Here is an 18,473-nt window from a genome sequence, read left to right as displayed (position 1 = left end):
CCTCCGGCGACCGGCGCACCCGCTCCCCGAACAACTCCACCAACGTCGCCGACGGCACCGCCCGCGCCGTGTCGTTCCACACCTCGAGCACCCGCGACCGCTCCACCGGCTCGAGGATCTCCAGATCTCCCACCGCCACCGACGGATCCGCCACCACCTCCCCGAGCACCCGCACGAACCGCGCCGCGAACCCCGCCACCGTCGACGCATCGAACAGATCCGTCGCATAGGTGATCCCGACCGCATACCCGGCGGAATCGACTGTCCCGGCGTCCGTTTCGGCGAGGGAGAACTGCAGATCGAACCGGGCGGTCGCGGCGTCGAAGTCGAGGCCCGAGACGGTCAGGCCCGGCAGCTCGAGGGATCCCATCGCCTGGTTCTGGAAGGACAGCATCACCTGGAACAGCGGGTGCCGCGCCGTGGACCGGGCGGGATTGAGCACCTCCACCAGCCGCTCGAACGGCACGTCCGCGTGCGCGAACGCGTCGAGGTCGGTGCCGCGTACCCGCGCGAGCAGGTCCTCGAAGGACTCCCCACCCTCGACCCGGGTCCGCAGCACCAGGGTGTTGACGAACATGCCGACCAGGTCGTCGAGTTCCTGCTCGCCGCGGCCGGCCACCGGCGTGCCGATGGCGATGTCGTCGGTGCCCGACAACCGCGCCAGCAGCACCGACAGCGCCGCGTGCACCACCATGAACGGGGTGACGTTACGCTCGCGCGCCACCCGCCCGATCGCGGCATGGAGTTCCGGCCCGAGCGAGAACTCGTGCACCGCACCCGCATTGGATGCGACCGCCGGCCGGGGCCGGTCCGACGGCAGGTCGAGCTGCTCGGGCAGCCCGTCGAGCGCGCCGGTCCAGTACGCTTCCTGGCTCGCGATCACCGAGTCCGGGTCGTCCTCCGATCCGAGAACCTCCCGCTGCCACAACGCGTAGTCGGCGTACTGCACCGGCAGGGGTTCCCACTCCGGCTCCCCACCGGTGGCCCGCGCCGAGTACGCCAGCACCACGTCACGCGTGAGCGGCCCCATGGAGAAGCCGTCGGCCGCGATGTGGTGCACGACGAGGACGAGAACATGCTCGGTCGCGGACACCTCGAACAACCGCGCCCGGAACGGCACCTGCGTCGACACGTCGAATCCGGCCGACGCCATCGCCAGGACCTCGCCGAGCAGGTCGGCCTCGGACACCGGGATCGGCGACAGATCGGGAATCACCCGCGAGGTCGGCAGCACCTGCTGGTACGCCACCCCGTCGGCGTCCGGGTACACCGTCCGCAGGGACTCGTGACGGGCCAGCACGTCGGCGACCGCCACCTGCAGCGCGTGCCGGTCCAGCAGTCCGGACAGCCGGATGGGCAGCGGGATGTTGTTCACCGCGGAGTCCGGTTCGAACCGATTGAGGAACCACATCCGACGCTGCGCCAACGACAGCGGGACCCGCTCCGGCCGGGTCCGCGCCACCAACGGCACTCGGCTGCCGGAGGAGTCGGCCTGCTCGAGACGCGCGGCCAGGGAGGCGACCCCGGACGCCTCGAACAGCGTCCGCACCGGAATCGTGGCACCGAGCGCCGCGCCGAGACGGGAGATCACCTGCGTGGCGACGAGTGAGTTGCCGCCCAGTTCGAAGAAGTCGTCGTCCAGCCCGACGCGTTCCACGCCGAGGACGTCGGCGAAGACCCGCGCGACGATCTCCTCGACCGGGGTGGTCGGCGTCCGGAAGACACGGGCCTCCTGCTCCGGTTCCGGCAGTGCACGCCGGTCGAGCTTGCCGCCGGGCGTCAGCGGGATCGAGTCCAGGACCACGACCGCGTGGGGCACCATGTAGCTCGTCAGGAACTGCGCCACGGAATCCTTGACGGCGGTGCCGTCGAGTTCGGCGCCCGGTTCGGGGACGACGTACCCGACGAGCTGCTCACCACGCTGCCCGTCCCGGCGCACCGTCGCGACCGACTGGGCGACACCGGCGCACCGCGCGAGGGCCGCCTCGATCTCACCGAGTTCGATCCGGAAGCCGCGGATCTTCACCTGGTCGTCGGCCCGGCCGACGTACTCGACCACACCGTGGCCGACCACACCGGTCGCCTCGTCCCCGGGAGAACCGAACCACCGCACCACGTCACCGGTGCGGTACATCCGGCCGCCGTCGGTGGCGTACGGGTCGGCCACGAACCGCTCGGCCGTCAGCCCGGCCCGGCCCAGATACCCGCGGGCCACCTGGACTCCCGCCAGGTACAGCTCGCCGGGGATGCCGACCGGCACCGGCCGCAACCGGTTGTCGAGAACGAGCACCCGCATGCCGCGGACGGGGCCGCCCATCACCACCGGATCGCCGGGCAGCAACGCGTCGCTGATGTTCGACGCCACCGTCGACTCGGTGGGACCGTAGGCGTTGAAGAACGCGCGGCGCGACCCGTCGGGCAGGATCGTCGCCCAGCGCGCCACCAGGCCCGGGGAGCACGCCTCGCCGCCCGTGATCACCACGCGGACGCAGTCGAGACCCGAAGGATCCACCGAGCCGAGGGCGGCGGGGGTCACGAAGGCATGGGTGACCGCTTCCTCCGCCAGCAGGCCGGCGAGTTCGGCGCCGCCGTACACGGAGGTCGGCGCGACGACCATCGTCGCGCCCGCGCCGAACGCCAGCAGCAGTTCGAGGACCGACGCATCGAAGCTCGGCGACGCGAAGTGCAACGTACGAGAGTCGGCGGCGACGGAATACCGCTCCACCTGTTCGGCACAGAAGTTCACCACCCCGGCGTGCGCGACGACGACACCCTTCGGTGTGCCCGTCGTGCCGGAGGTGTAGATGACGTACGCCGGATGCGCCGGAAGCAGCGAGCGCACACGCTCGGCGTCGGACACCGGTCCCGACGGCAGCCCGGAGCCGGCCTCGGCCGCCTCCTCGAGCACGAGCCAGGACACCGTGTCCGGCAGCGCGCCGACGGATTCGGCCGATGTGATACCCAGCGCCGCGCCCGAATCCGACAGCATGTACGCGATCCGCTCGACCGGGTAGGTCGGGTCCACGGGGACGAACGCCGCTCCGGACCTGACGACCGCCCACAGCGCGACGACCGACTCGATCGACCGCGGAACGGCGAGCGCCACCCGATCCTCCGGTCCGATGCCGCGGGAGATCAGCAGTCGCGCCAGGCGCGACGACGCCGCATCCAGTTCCCCGTACGACACGGACCGGCCCTCGAACCGCAGGGCCACGGGGGCGGGATTGCGCCGGGCGGCGGCGGACAGGATCTCGTCCAGCGTTCCGGCGGGCTCGGCCGGCGCGCCGTGCACCGACGTCAGCGCCCGCCGCTCGGGCTCCGACAGGAACTCGACGTCGCCCACCGCCCGCGCCGGCTCGGCCGCGACGGTCTCGAGCACCCGCAGCAACCGCTGCACGAACGAGGCGATCGTCGCCTCGTCGAACAGATCGGTGGCGTACCGCAGGTCGCAGGCGAGGCCACCCAGCTCGCCGTCCTCGTCGACCGTTTCGACGAAGATGAACGACAGATCGTACTGGGACTGTTCGAGATTCGCGGTGACCGGGCTGATCGCGAGGTCGCCGAGCTCGAGGGTGGTCTGTTCGAGATTCTGGAACGCGAGCATCACCTGGAAGAGCGGGTGGTGGGACTGCGACCGGACCGGATCGAGCACCTCGACGAGCCGCTCGAACGGGACGTCCGCGTGCCCGAACGCCGCGAGGTCGGACTCGCGCACGCGCGCCAGGAGCCGGGTGAACGGCTCGCCCAGCTCGACCTCGGTGCGCAGCACCAGGGTGTTGACGAACATGCCGATCAGGTCGTCGAGTTCCTGCTCACCGCGACCGGCGATCGGCGTGCCGATGGTGACGTCCGCCGAGCCCGACAGGCGGCTGAGGACGGCCGCCAGGGCGGCGTGCACCACCATGAACGGCGTCGTCCGGGTGTCGTGCGCCAGCCGGACGAGACCCCGGTGCAGCGATTCGCCGACGGTGAAGGCGTGCACCGACGCCCGGTTGGTGGCGACGACGGGCCGGGGCCGGTCGGTCGGCAGGTCCAGCCGCTCGGGTACACCGTCGAGACGGCGCGCCCAGTACTCGATCTGCTGCGTGACGACCGACTGCGGATCGTCCTCCGAACCGAGGGCCTGCCGCTGCCAGATGGCGTAGTCGGCGTACTGCACGGCCAACGGCTCCCAGGCGGGTGCCTCGTGACGGGTACGGGCGTCGTAGGCGACCATCACGTCCCGCGTGAGCGGACCCATCGAGAACCCGTCCGCTGCGATGTGGTGCACCACGAGCACCAGCACGTGCTCGGTGTCCGACACCTGCAGCAGACGGACGCGAACGGGCACCTCGGCCGTGACGTCGAACCCGGCCGAGACGGTCTCCGCCACCGCCGACACGATCTCGGACTCGGTCACCCTCGACGGCGTGAGGTCCAGCTCCACGTCCACGTCGGAGGCCGGCAGCACCTGCTGGTAGCCGACCCCCTCCGTCTCGGGGTAGACGGTGCGCAGCACCTCGTGCCGAGCGACCACGTCCGACACGGCCGCCCGGAGGGCGTCGACGTCGAGCGTCCCGGCCAGCCGCAGTGCGACCGTGATGTTGTTGACCGCCGAGCCGGGATCGAGGCGGTTGAGGAACCACATCCGCCGCTGCGCCAGCGACAGCGGCACCTGCTCCGGCCGCACCTGCGGCACCAGCGGAGGGCGGTGGGAGTCGCCGGCGGCCATCGCCGCGTCGACGAGCGTGGCGAGCTGCGCGGCGGTCGGGGCGTCGAAGAACTCCCGGACGTCGATGCGGACCTTGTGGTCGGCGTTGATCCGCGCCACGACGCGCGTCGCGCTCAGCGAGTTGCCGCCCAGGGCGAAGAAGTCGTCGTCGACGCCGAGGCGCTCGACACCGAGCACACTCTCGAACGCCGCGACAACCGTTTCCTCGGTGGGCGTGCTCGGTGCGCGGTATTCGGTTGCCAGAACACTGAAGTCGGGCTCGGGCAGCGCCCCGCGGTCGAGCTTGCCCGACGCGTTGAGGGGAAACTCCGTCATTTCCACGAACAGCGACGGCACCATGTAGTCCGGCAGCCGCCGGCGCACGGCCGCGGCCAGTTCGGTCCGGTCGACCGGTTCGCCGCCGGTGACGAGGTAGCCGACGAGGTGGTCGCCGAGCGTCTCGTCGGAGTGCACGACGACGACCGCCTGCCGGACCCCTGGGTGGTCGAGCAGGGCGGATTCGATCTCGCCGAGTTCGATGCGCAGGCCGCGCAGCTTGACCTGGAAGTCGGTGCGGCCGACGTATTCGATCAGGCCGTCGGCGTTCCACTTGACCAGGTCGCCGGTGCGGTACATGCGGTCGCCGGGCGCCCCGAACGGGTCGGCGACGAAGCGGTCCGCGGTCAGGTCGGGGCGGCGCAGGTAGCCGCGCGCGAGCTGGATGCCCGCGAGGTACAGCTCTCCCTCGACACCCTGCGGAACGGGTCGCAGGCCCTCGTCGAGGACGTAGAGGTCGGTGTCGGCGACGGCCGCACCGATGGGGACGACGGTGTCGTCGCCGTGGGTCTCGTAGTAGGTGACGTCGACCGCGGCCTCCGTCGGGCCGTACAGGTTGTGCAGCCCGGCCGGCGAGATCCGGTGGAACCGGGCGACGGTCTGCGCGGGCAGCGCCTCACCCGAGGCGAAGACGTACCGCAGCGAGGTGACGGCCGCGGCGGTGGGCTCGGCGAGGTAGACCGCGAGCATGGACGGGACGAAGTGGGCGACGGTGACCCGGCGCTCGATCATGGTCTGCGCGAGGTAGGCGGGGTCGCGGTGGCCGTCGGGCCTCGCGATCGACAGTCGCGCCCCCACCTGCAGCGGCCAGAAGAACTCCCACACCGACACGTCGAACGTGAACGGCGTCTTCTGCAGCACGACGTCGTCGCCGCGCAGCCCGTACTCGGCCTGTCGCCAGGCGATGTTCGCGACGATGGCCCGGTGTTCGACCGCGACGCCCTTCGGGCGTCCGGTGGAGCCGGAGGTGAAGATGACGTAGGCGAGACGGTCGGCGGTCAGGGGGCCGACCCGCTCGTCGTCGCGCACCGGGTCGGCGGACACCTCCGCGAGGTCGAGGGTGTCGACGAGCACCACGGGCACCGATCCGGGCAGGTCCACCCGGTCGCGGGCGGTGGTGACCACCGCGACGGGTTCGGCGGTGTCGAGGACGTAGGCGATGCGGTCCGCGGGGTGATCCGGGTCCAGCGGCACGTAGGCCCCGCCGGCCTTGACGATGGCGTACATGCCGACGAGCAGGTCGAAGGACCGCCGCATCGACAGGCCGACGCGCGCGTCCGGGCCCACGCCGAGCCCGATCAGGTGCCGCGCGAGCCGGTTGACGCGGGCGCCGAACTGCGCGTAGGTCAGGGTTTCGCCGTCGAACTCGAGGGCGACCGCGTCCGGGGTCGCCTCGACCTGGGCGTCGAAGCGGCCCACGAGGGTGTCGAGGTCGGGTCCGACGGGGGCCACGGCGGCGTCACCGAGGACGGACGCGGCATCGGCGAGGAGGCCGTCGAGCACGGCGGGCAGCCCACCGTCGGCGAGGAGCTCGGGCGCGAGGTTGGACAGCACGACCGGGACCAGCGCCTCGATGCCGAGCACGCCCCCCATCGCGGCGTCGAGGGTGGCGATCTCCTGCTGGAGCCGGCTGTAGGTCAGCTGCGTGTCACCGTGGGCGAGGGCGACGCGGTCGGGCTCGCGGTCCACGACTCCGGCCAGCAACCGGGGCAGGTCTGCGATCGTCAGCGCCTGCTTGCCCGACGTGCCTTCAGCCATCTACTTCATCCTCCGATACCTCTGCGTGTCGCACACAGTCGTGCGCGCTCCGTCGACCCCGTGGCCACCTCGGTGCCCACGGGGTCGGACGACAGTCGATGTTCGATTATCCCGGTCGGACCGACAGCACACGAAGCGCCCAGGTCAGAGCCCCCTACCGGTGATCTCGTCGGCCGTGGCGAGCACGGATCGGACCAGCTCGGCGAACCCGTCGGGGCCCAGCGCGGGCAGGACGCCGGGGATGAGGGTGTTCAACACCACGGGCACGAGCGCCTCCGCGGTGAGTGCCCCACCCGTCGCGGTGGCCGTCGCGGCCAGTTTCTGCGCGAACTCCCCGAAGGTGACGTCCCGGCCGTCGTGGCTGAGCGCCACCGTGTCGGGGGCGGTCTCGGCGGCGGCGGCGACCAGGTCCGGCAGGTCCGCCACGGTCCGGGGCTTGCGCGGCGCGGCCAGGCGGGCCCGTTCGGCCTCGGTGAGGATGTCGATCGCGCGCAGCCGCACCTGGGGGTCCGACGTCACCGCGTCCAGGATCCGGGTGAATCGCTCGGCGACCAGCTCGACCGTCTCCCGGTCGAACAGCGCGGTCGCGTAGGTGAAGATCACGTCGAGGCCGCCGAGGCCCCCGCCGGGCGCGAACTGCTCGACGAAGGTGCACTGCAGGTCGAACTTCGCCTGATGGGCGCCCGCCTCGAGCGGGGTGACCGCCAGTCCGGGCAGTTCCAGCGTTCCGGTCTCGATGTTCTGGAACGTGAGCATCACCTGGAACAGCGGCGTGTACGAGCTCGACCGCCTGCGGCCGACGGCGTCGACGAGCCGCTCGAACGGCACGTCGGCGTTGCCGAACGCCGCCAGATCCTTCTCCTTCGCCTGGGCGAGCAGGTCGGCGAACGTGTCCCCACCGGCCACGCGGGTGCGCAGCACCAGCGTGTTGACGAACATGCCCACCAGGTCGTCGAGAACTTCCTCGGCGCGCCCGGCGGTCGGGGTACCGACCGCGACGTCCTCGGCGGACGCGAGCCGGGACAGGAGCACCGCGAGGGCGGCGTGCACGACCATGAACACCGTCGCGTTGTGTTCGCGGGCGGTCTTCTCGATGCGCTGCGCGAGCGCCTCGCCGATGGTGAACGCCACCGAGTCGCCCTGGGTCGACTGCCGCGCCGGCCGCGGCCGATCGGTCGGCAGCGCGAGCAGCTCGGGGCTGCCGGCGAGCTCGGCGGTCCAGTACCCGAGCTGGCGGGACAGCTCGCTGTCCGGGTCGTCCGGGTCGCCGAGGACCCGTTGCTGCCACAGCGTGTAGTCGGCGTACTGGACCGGCAGCTCCGCCCATCCCGGCACCTGGGCCTCGGCGCGGGCGGCGTACGCGACCATCACGTCGCGCACGAGCGGCCGCATCGAGTAGCCGTCGGCGCTGATGTGGTGGGCCACCAGGGCGAGCACGTGCTCGTCGTCGGCGACGCGGAACAATCGCGCCCGCACCGGAGGGGTCGGTGCCGTCACGTCGAATCCGGCGCCGAGCACATCGGTGAGCCGGTCGACGATCTCGCTCTCGGGTACGGGCACCGGGGCCAGGTCCGGCAGCGCCTGTGCCGTCGGGAGCACCACCTGGACCGGGCCGTCCTCCGTGTCCGGGTACACCGTGCGCAGCACCTCGTGCCGGGCGATCACGTCGGCGACGGCGGCGCGCAGCGCGTCGACGTCGAGGAAGCCGCTGAGCCGCACCGCGACGGGGATGTTGTAGGCCCCCGATCCCGGATCCACCTGGTTGAGGGTCCACATCCGCTGCTGCGCGAGCGAGAGCGGAACCCGGTCGGGCCGCGGCTCCGGCACCAGCGGCGGCCGGGCGCCGCGGCCGACGGACGGCTGGATCCGGCCGGCCAGCGCCGCGACGGTCGAGGCCTCGAACACGGTCCGCACCGACACCCGGGTGTCGAGCGCGGCGCCGAGCCGGGAGGCCAGCTGCGTCGCGAGCAGGGAGTTGCCGCCGAGCTCGAAGAAGTCGTCGTCGAGGCCGGCGCGTTCGATGCCGAGAACCTCGGCGAGGACCCGGGCGACGATCTCCTCCACCGGGGTGGTGGGGGCCCGGAACTGCCCGGCCTCGAACTCCGGTTCGGGCAGCGCCCTGCGGTCGAGCTTGCCGTTGGTGTTCAGCGGCAGCGCCTCGAGGACGACGAACACCGACGGCACCATGTACGACGGAAGCGCCTGCGCCAGCGCGGTCTTCGTCGCGGCCGCGTCGAGTTCGGCACCACCGGCCGGAACCACGTAGGCCACCAGGCGATCTCCGACGTGCGGGTCGTTGCGGACGAGGACGGCGACGTCGCGCACCTCGTCGCGGGCGCGCAGCACCGACTCGATCTCACCGAGTTCGATGCGGTAGCCGCGCACCTTGACCTGGAAGTCGGCGCGGTCGCGGTAGACCAGTTCGCCGCCACGGTTCCAGTGCACGATGTCGCCCGTGCGGTACATCCGGCCCCCGCCGAACGGGTCGGCGACGAACCGGTCGGCGGTCAGGTCGGGACGGCCGTGGTAGCCGCGCGCCAGCTGGGCACCGGCCAGGTACAGCTCGCCGGCCACCCCGACCGGCACCGGACGCAGGCGCGCGTCGAGCACGTGGACCCGGGTGTTCCACTCGGGCACACCGATCGGCACGACCGTGGTGTCGGCGTCGCCGGTCTCGTGCACGGTGACGGACACGGCGGCCTCGGTCGGCCCGTACAGGTTGAACAGGACCGCCTCGTTGTCCGTACGGAACTGCTGCGCGGTGGCCGCCGGCAGCGCCTCGCCGATGGCGAGCACGCGGCGCAGCGACGGCGCGACCTCCCCGCCGGCGGCGGTCATGAGCATCGAGAGCATCGACGGAACGGCGTGCAGCGTGGTGACGCGCTCGTCGCGCAGCAGCCGCAGCAGGTAGTCGGGATCGCGGTGGCCGTCGGCGGTCGCGATCACCAGGCGCGCGCCGGAGGTGAGCGCCGACCAGAACTCCCACACCGACAGGTCGAACGTGGCGACGGTCTTGAGCAGCACCGCGTCGTCCGGTCCGAGGTCGAACGCGTCCCGCTTCCACAGCATCTGGTTGACGACGGCGGAGTGCGGAACCGCCACCCCCTTGGGCCGGCCCGTCGACCCGGACGTGAAGATCACGTACGCGGTGTTCGCGGCGCGCAGCGGCGCGCGGCGCTCCGCCGCCGTCACCGGCGCGTCCGGCAGCCCGGACAGGTCCAGGCGGTCGAGTTCGACCACCGGCACGCCGGGCACGTCGAACCGGTCCGCCGCGACCGTGACCACGCAGGTGGGGGCCGCGGTGTCGAGGATGTAGGCGTTGCGCTCGGCCGGCTGATCCGGATCGAGGGGCACGTAGGCGGCGCCGGCCGTGGCGATCGCGTACATGCCGACCACGAGTTCCGGCGAGCGTCGTGCGACGAGCGCCACCCGATCCTCCGGACCCACGCCCAGGGCGATCAGGTGCCGGGCGAGGCGGTTGACGCGGGCGCCGAACTCGCCGTACGTGACGGCAACGCCCTCGTACACCAGTGCGACCGCGCCGGGATCTCGCCGCACCTGCTCGTCGAACAGGTCGACGAGCGTTGCGGCCGTGCCGGTCTCGTGGACGGTGTCGTTCCACGCCGTCAGGACGTCGTGCTGTTCGCGCGCGAGCAGCAACGGGTGGTCACCCACCGGCACGTCCGGCGCCTGCACGAGTGCACGGAGCAACTGCTGGAAGCGCTCGGCCACGGCACGGGCGGTGGACTCGTCGAACAGGTCGGTGGCGAACGTCAGGATCGCGTCCATCCCCGACGGGGCGCCCTGCTCGTCGTACCGGTCGCTGACGATCAGGTGCAGGTCGAACTGCGACGTGCCGCCCTCGAGGTCGATCGGTGCGACGGTCAGACCCGCCAGTTCCAGTTCGGTGCGCTGCTGGTTCTGGAACGAGAAGCCCACCTGGAACAGCGGGTGCCGCGCGGTCGAGCGAGCCGGGTTGAGCACCTCCACGAGCCGCTCGAACGGCACGTCCGCGTGCGCGAACGCCTGCAGGTCGGTTTCCCGTGCCGCCCCGAGCAGTTCGTCGAACGAGCGGTTGCCGTCGACGGAGAGCCGGAAGACCAGCGTGTTGACGAACATGCCGATCAGGTTCTCGACGGCGGCCTCGCCGCGGCCGGCGATGGGCGTGCCCACCGCGATGTCGTCGGATCCGGACAGGCGGGCGAGCAGCGTGGCGAACGCGGCATGCATCGCCATGAACACGGTCGCATTGCGGGCGCGGGCGAGATCGCGCAACGCGGCGTGCACGTCCGCGTCCACGGTGAACTCGACCCGGTCGCCGCGGAACGACTGCTGCGCGGGACGCGGCCGGTCGGTGGGCAGGTCGAGCTGATCCGGCAGGTCGGCGAGCGCGGTCCGCCAGTGGTCGAGCTGCCGGGCGGCGAGCGACTCGGGGTCGTCCTCGGACCCGAGCAGTTCCCGCTGCCACAGCGCGTAGTCCGCGTACTGCAGCCCGAGCGGCGCCCACGCCGGTTCGGTGCCGGCGGCCCGGGCGGCGTACGCGGTCATCACGTCGCGGGCCATCGGGACCATCGACGAGCCGTCGGCGGCGATGTGGTGCACCACGGTGACCAGCACGTACTCGGCGGGCGCGAGGCGCAGCAGCGCGATCCGCAGCGGGATCTCGCGGGTGACGTCGAAGCCGGTCGACGCGAGTTCGCGCAGCCGCGACTCCAGCTCGGCCGCCGGGACGTCGACCGGATCGAGGTCGATCGGCACCGCGGTGGCGGGCCGGATCTCCTGCACCGGACCGGAGTTCGACTCCGGGTACACCGTCCGCAGCGTCTCGTGACGGGCCACCAGGTCGGCCACGGCGGCGCGCAGCGCGGCGACGTCGAGGTCACCGGTCAGCCGCAGGGCCATCGGGATGTTGTAGGCGGTCGACTCCGGGTCGAAGCGGTTGAGGAACCACATGCGCTGCTGCGCCGGCGAGAGCGGGATGCGTTCCGGACGCGTCCGCGCCGTCAGCGGCACCCGGCCGCCACCGGTGGCGTCCTGCTCGACCCGCGCCGCGAGCGCGGCGACGGTCGACGCCTCGAACAGGGTCCGCACCGGAACCTGCGTGTCGAGCGCCACCCCGAGCCGCGACACGACCTGCGTCGCGATCAGCGAGTTGCCACCGAGTTCGAAGAAGTCGTCGTCCGCGCCCACCCGCTCGACGCCGAGCACCTCGGCGAACGTGCCGGCGACGATCTCCTCGACCGGGGTCGACGGCGCCCGGAAGACCCGGGTCTCGAACACCGGTTCCGGCAGCGCCCGGCGGTCGAGCTTGCCGTTGACCGTCAACGGAATCGCGTCGATCACCACGAACGCCGACGGCACCATGTACTCCGGCACCAGCGCGCCCACCCCGGCGCGCAGTTCCTCGACGTCGACGGTCGCGCCGTCCGCCGGCACCACGTACGCGACGATCCGCGCCGCCCCGGGGGCGTCCTCGCGCACGATCACCGCGGCCTGGCCGACCGGCTGCTGGGCCAGCACGGCCGACTCGACCTCGCCGAGCTCGATCCGGAAGCCACGGATCTTGACCTGGTCGTCCGCGCGACCGAGGTACTCGAGGTCACCCGAGACCGCCCAGCGCGCCACATCGCCGGTGCGATAGAGCAATCCGCCGTCGGCGGAGAACGGATCGGCCACGAACCGGGCCGCGGACAGGTCCGGGCGGCCCAGGTATCCGCGGGCCAGCTGGCCGCCGCCGACGTACATCTCACCGGCCACGCCCACCGGGACGGGGTTGAGGCGGGTGTCGAGGACGTAGACCCGCAGGCCCGCGATCGGCACGCCCACGATGCTCGCCGAACCGGACTCGGCCAGGTCCGCACCGATCTCCCGGTACGACACGTGCACCGTGGTCTCGGTGATGCCGTACATGTTCACCAGCCGAGGCGAGGTGTCCCCGTGCCGGGCGAACCAGCCCTCCAGCCGGCGCGGCTCGAGCGCCTCACCGCCGAAGATCACGTACCGCAGGGCCAGCTCGCCACCGGTCCCGCCGGCCGTGCGGTCCGCCTCGGCGAGCTGGTAGAACGCCGACGGCGTCTGATTCAGCACCGTCACACGCTCGCGAACGAGCAACTCGCGGAACGCCTCCGGCGAGCGCGAGGTGAACCAGTCCACGACGACGAGGGTGCCGCCGTACAGCAGCGGACCCCACAGTTCCCACACCGAGAAGTCGAACGCGTACGAGTGGAACATCGTCCACACGTCCGACGGGCCGAACCCGTAGACCGACTCGGTGTTGACCATCAGCCGCACCACGTTCCGGTGCGGGATCAGCACGCCCTTCGGCCGGCCCGTGGATCCGGAGGTGTAGATGACGTACGCGAGGTTCGTGGCGCCCAGCGGCGCGGTGCGCTCCTCGTCGCGGATCGGCGCGTCGTCCACCCCCGACAGGTCGACGGTGTCGAGCTCGACCACCGGCACCGCGGTGGGCACATCCACCCCCGTGCCGGAGAGGGTGAGCACCGCGGCCGGCGCCGCGTCGGTGAGCATGAACTCGATCCGGTCGGCCGGGTAGTTCGGGTCCACCGGCAGGTATCCGCCGCCGGCCTCGAGCACGGCGACGAGCGCGACCACCAGATCCAGCGACCGCGGCAGCGCGACCGCCACGAGCGCCTCCGGCCCCACACCCACGGAGATCAGGTGCCGGGCCAGTCGCCGCGCCCGGGAGGCGAACTCGGCGTAGGTGAGCGACTCGTCGCCGAACCGCACCGCGATGTCGCCGGGTGCGGCGGCGACGCGCGCCTCGAACATGTCCACCAGTGTCACGTCCGCCGGGGCGACGTCGTCGCCGAGCGAATTCCACCGGGAGACCACGAGCTCGCGCTCGAACTCGTCGACGATCTCGATGTCACCGACCGCGACCGACGCGTCGGCCACCACGGCCCGCAGGATCCGCAGCAGCTGCTCGGCGAAGGCGGCGACCCGCAACTCGTCGAACAGGTCGGTGGCGTAGGTGACGGCGGCATCGATGCCGGCCGCCGAACCGTCCGCGGCCACCTGCTCCGAGAAGGTGAACTGCAGATCGAACTTCGCCGTGGGCGGGTCGTAGTCGAGCGCCTCCAGGGCGAGGCCGTCGAGTTCGAACTCGGCCTGTCCGATGTTCTGGAAGGTCAGCGCCACCTGGAACAACGGGTGCCGGGCCTGGGAGCGTTCCGGATCGAGGATCTCCACCAGCCGTTCGAACGGCACGTCCGCGTGGGCGAAGGCATCGAGGTCGCTCTCACGCACCGCGCTCAGCAGGTCCGCGAAGGACTGCCCGCCCCGCACGTCCGTGCGCAGGACGAGGGTGTTGACGAACATGCCGACGAGCTCGTCGAGGGCGGCCTCGCCGCGGCCGGCGACCGGCGTGCCGATCGCGATGTCCTCGGTCGCGGACAACCGGGCCAGCAGCACCGCGAGCGCCGCGTGCACGACCATGAACAGCGACGTGTTCTTCTCGTGCGCGAGGTTCTGCAGGCGTTCGTGGAGCGCTTCCTCGACGTGGAAGCGGCTGGTGCGGCCGTGCCCGGAGGTCCGCTCGGGACGGACGCGATCGGACGGCAGGTCGAGCTGGTCGGGCAGGGCGGCGAGGGTGCGCTTCCAGAACTCGACCTGCTCGGCGGCCACGGATCCCGGCTCGTCCTCGGAACCGAGCACGTCGCGCTGCCACAGGGCATAGTCCGCGTACTGGATCTCGAGCGGTGCCCAGCCGGGCAGCTCACCGCGGGTGCGGGCCGCGTAGGCGACCATCACGTCGCGGGCGAGCGGGCGCACCGAGAACCCGTCCGTGGCGATGTGATGGGCGACGAACAGCAGCACATGCTCGGTCCGGCTCAGCTCGAAGACCACCGCGCGGAAGGGCACCTCGGTGGTGACGTCGAATCCGCGCGTCACCAGGTCGCGGGCGCGGTCCGGCAGGGCCTGCGCGTCGATGCGTTCGACCACGAGCCGCACCGGGGACTCCGGCAGGATCTGCTGGTAGCCGGTGCCGTCCACATCGGGGTAGACGGTGCGCAGCACCTCGTGGCGCTCGGTCAGGTCCCGTATCGCGCCGCGCAGCGCGGGCACATCGAGGGCGCCGGTGAAGCGCACGCCGATCGGCACGTTGTTCACCGCCGACTCGGGGTCGAAGCGGTTGAGGAACCACATGCGCTGCTGCGCAGGCGACAGCGGGATGCGCTCGGGCCGCTCGTACGGGACCAGCGGCGTGCGGCGGCCGGCGCCGGCCTCCTGCTCGGCCCGTACCGCGAGGGCCTCGACAGTCGGGGCGTCGAACAGGGCCCGCACCGGGATCGACGCGTCGAGCGCCTCGCTGAGGCGGGCCGCGACCTGCGTCGCGACGAGAGAGTTGCCTCCCAGATCGAAGAAGTCGTCGTCGCGGCCGACGCGCGGCACGCCCAGTACCTGAGCGAACACGCCCGCGACGATCTCCTCGACCGGGGTCCGCGGCGGGGTGAAGGTGCGCACCTCGAAGGTCGGGGCCGGCAGCGCGCGCCGGTCGATCTTGCCGCTGGCGTTCAGCGGGAAGGCCTCCAGTGCGACGAACGCGGACGGCACCATGTACGACGGCAGTGTGGCCGCCAGGGCGTCCTTCGCCTGCGCCGGATCGAACTCCGCCCCCGGCTCGGGGACGACGTAGCCGACCAGCTGCGGCCCGAAGCGCGGGTCCTCGCGCACCACGGCGACGGCCTGGCGAACGTCGTCGAGGGCGGCGAGCTGCGACTCGACCTCCCCGAGTTCGATGCGCAGCCCGCGCAGCTTGACCTGCAGGTCCGTGCGGCCCAGGTAGTCGAGCTCGCCCGCGGCGGTCCACCGCACCAGGTCGCCGGTGCGGTACATCCGCTCGCCGGCGGCCCAGGGGTTCGCGACGAACCGCTCGGCCGTCAGATCCACTCGGCCGTGATAGCCGCGGGCCAGCTGGACACCGGTGAGGTAGAGCTCGCCGGCGACGCCGACGGGCACGGGGTGCAACCGTTCGTCGAGCACGAGCGCGTCGGTGTTCCACACCGGCGTACCGATCGGCACCGCCCCGGCGTCGTCGGCATCCGCCGTGCGGTGGACGGTCTGGATCGTCGTCTCGGTGGGTCCGTACAGGTTGTGGACGGGCGCGTCGTTCAGGGCGCGGAACCGTGCGACGGTCTCGGCCGGAAGGCTCTCGCCGCCGCAGAAGACCTGGGTCAGGGAGGAGGCGCTCGTCCGGTCGAGATGTTCGAGGACCGCGTCGAAGACGGCGGGCACGAACTGGGCCATCGTGACGGCGTGACGCGCGATCGCCGCCGCCATTCCGGCGGGGTCGCGGTGCAGGTCCGGTGCACCCACCACGATCCGCGCACCCACCAGCGGAGGCAGGAAGATCTCCCACACCGAGGCGTCGAACGTGGCGGGGGTCTTGAGCAGCAGGACGTCGCCGGCCGTCGCGCCGAAACGGTCCCGCATCCACAGCAACTGGTTGACCACGGCGGCATGCGACACAGCCACGCCCTTCGGCCGACCGGTGGAGCCGGACGTGTAGAGCACGTACGCGAGATGCTGCGGCCGCAGCGGCGCGAACCGGTCGGCGTCGGTCAGCGGTGTGTCGCCGTACGGTGCGGTGTCGACCTCGTCGAGCGCCACGACCGGCACCGCGTCCGAACCGGGCAGGCGGTCCCGCCCGGACCGGGTGAGAACCAGGACGGGCGAGGCGGATTCGAGGACGTACGCGATCCGGTCCGCCGGCTGGTCCGGGTCGAGCGGGACATAAGCGGCCCCGGCGGCGAGGACCGCGTGGATCGCCACGAGCATCTCCGTGGAGCGGCCGGCGGCCACCGCGACCACCGTGTCCGGTCCCGCCCCGTGCGCGACGAGATACCGCGCCAGCGCGTTGACCCGGGAGCCGAACTCACGGTAGGTCAGCGACGACTCGCCCGACTCGATCGCCACGGCGTCGGAGGTGCGGGCCGCCTGCCGGCCGAGGAGATCGACCAGCGTGGCTCCGCAGTCGAGCGTGTGCCGGGGGCCACGCGCGAGCTGCTCGACCGCGTCGAGTTCCGCGCCCGGCAGCATCGGCAGGTCGCCGACCGGCACGTCGGGCTGCTCGGTCACCAGCCGCAGCAGCCGGACGAAGCGGTCGCCGACGGCGGCGACGGTCGGGGCGTCGAACAGGTCGGTGGCGTAGGAGATCTCGACGGCGAGATCGCCCGCGTCGGTGCCGGCCGCCTGACCCTCGAGGATCGTGACCATGAGGTCGAACTTCGACACGCCCGCGTCGAGGGGCAGCTGCGCGACGGACAGCCCCGGCAGTTCCAGGGCCACGTCGCCGATGTTCTGGAACGCCAGCATGACCTGGAACAGCGGACTCCGGGCCTGGGTGCGTTCCGGCGCGAGCACGTCCACGAGACGCTCGAACGGCACCTCGGCATGCGCGAAGGCCCCGAGGTCGACCTCGCGCACCCGGGCAAGCAGTTCGCCGAACGTGTCGGCAGTGTCCACCTCGGTGCGCAGCACCAGAGTGTTGACGAACATGCCGATCAGGTTGTCGAGCGAGCGTTCCCCGCGGCCGGCCACCGGTGTGCCGACGGCGATGTCCCGGGACGTGCCGAGGCGGGCCAGCAGCAGCGCCAGGGTCGCGTGGACCACCATGAACACCGTCGCGCGCCGCTCCCCGGCGAGCCGGCCGAGCGCGGCGTGCAGCGACTCGTCGATGGTGAGGCGATGTGTCGCACCTTGATTCGTCGCAACCGCGGGCCGCGGCCGGTCGGTCGGCAGGTCGAGCCCGTCCGGCAATCCGTCGAGCGCCTGCTTCCAGTACTCGAGTTGACGGGTGACGACGGAACCCGGGTCGCCCTCGGAGCCGAGCACGTCGCGCTGCCACAGGGTGTAGTCGGCGTACTGGATCTCCAGCGGCTCCCAGGCGGGCTCGTTGCCGAGGGACCGGGCCGCGTAGGCGACCATGATGTCGCGGGTGAGCGGCCCCATCGAGAAGCCGTCGCCGGCGATGTGGTGCATGACCGCGACGAGCACGTGCTCCTCGGGGCTCAGGCACAGCAGGCGCACGACGATCGGGACGTCGGTGACCACGTCGAAGGGGGTGGCCGCCAGTGCTCGCAGCTCGCCGGGGAGCTGCGCCGGCTCGATCCGCACGGCCTCGAGCGAGATACGGACCTCGGACGGGGCGAGCACCTTCTGATAGCCGTACCCGTCGAGGTCGGGGTAGACGGTGCGCAGCGACTCGTGGCGGGCGAGGACGTCGCACACCGCTTCCTCGAGCGCCGGGACGTCGAGCCGGCCGGACATGCGGACGGCGACGGGAATGTTGTTCGCCGTCGAGTCGGGATCGAACCGGTTGAGGAACCACATGCGCTGCTGCGCGAGCGACAGCGGCACCCGCTCGGGCCGGGACTGCGGCACCAGCGGGGCCCGTCGCGCCGGACCGTCGTGACCGTCGATCCGGGCGGCCAACGTCTCGACCGTCGAGTTCTCGAACAGCAGCCGCAGCGGCACCGACGCATCGAGCGCCGCACCGATCCGGGAGACCACCTGCGTGGCGATCAGCGAGTTGCCGCCCAAGGCGAAGAAGTCGTCGTCGAGGCCCACCCGGTCGAGACCGAGCACCTCGGCGAACACACTCGCCACGATCTCCTCCACCGGAGTCGTCGCGGCGCGGAACGCCTTGACCTCGAACACCGGCTCCGGC

At 72.0% G+C, this 18,473-nt stretch carries 2 protein-coding genes; both read right to left on the bottom strand.

From position 1 onward, the window contains the following. Nucleotides 1-6,784, bottom strand: a 6,784-nt coding sequence (locus tag G6038_RS26815) for a non-ribosomal peptide synthetase (RefSeq protein WP_165041406.1), incomplete at its 3' end; no start/stop codon positions are given. Nucleotides 6,785-6,928: 144 nt separating this feature from the next. Then, complete coding sequence (locus G6038_RS26810; RefSeq protein ID WP_346772932.1) at nt 6,929-18,463, bottom strand: amino acid adenylation domain-containing protein; 11,535 nt, start codon at nt 18,461-18,463, stop codon at nt 6,929-6,931. Between the last annotated feature and the right edge of the window lie 10 nt (nt 18,464-18,473).

Source organism: Rhodococcus sp. 14C212 (assembly GCF_011058195.1).
Classification (GTDB): domain Bacteria; phylum Actinomycetota; class Actinomycetes; order Mycobacteriales; family Mycobacteriaceae; genus Rhodococcus; species Rhodococcus aetherivorans.
Note: the sequence above shows the minus strand (reverse complement) of the source record. Positions and strands in the feature narration are given on the sequence as shown.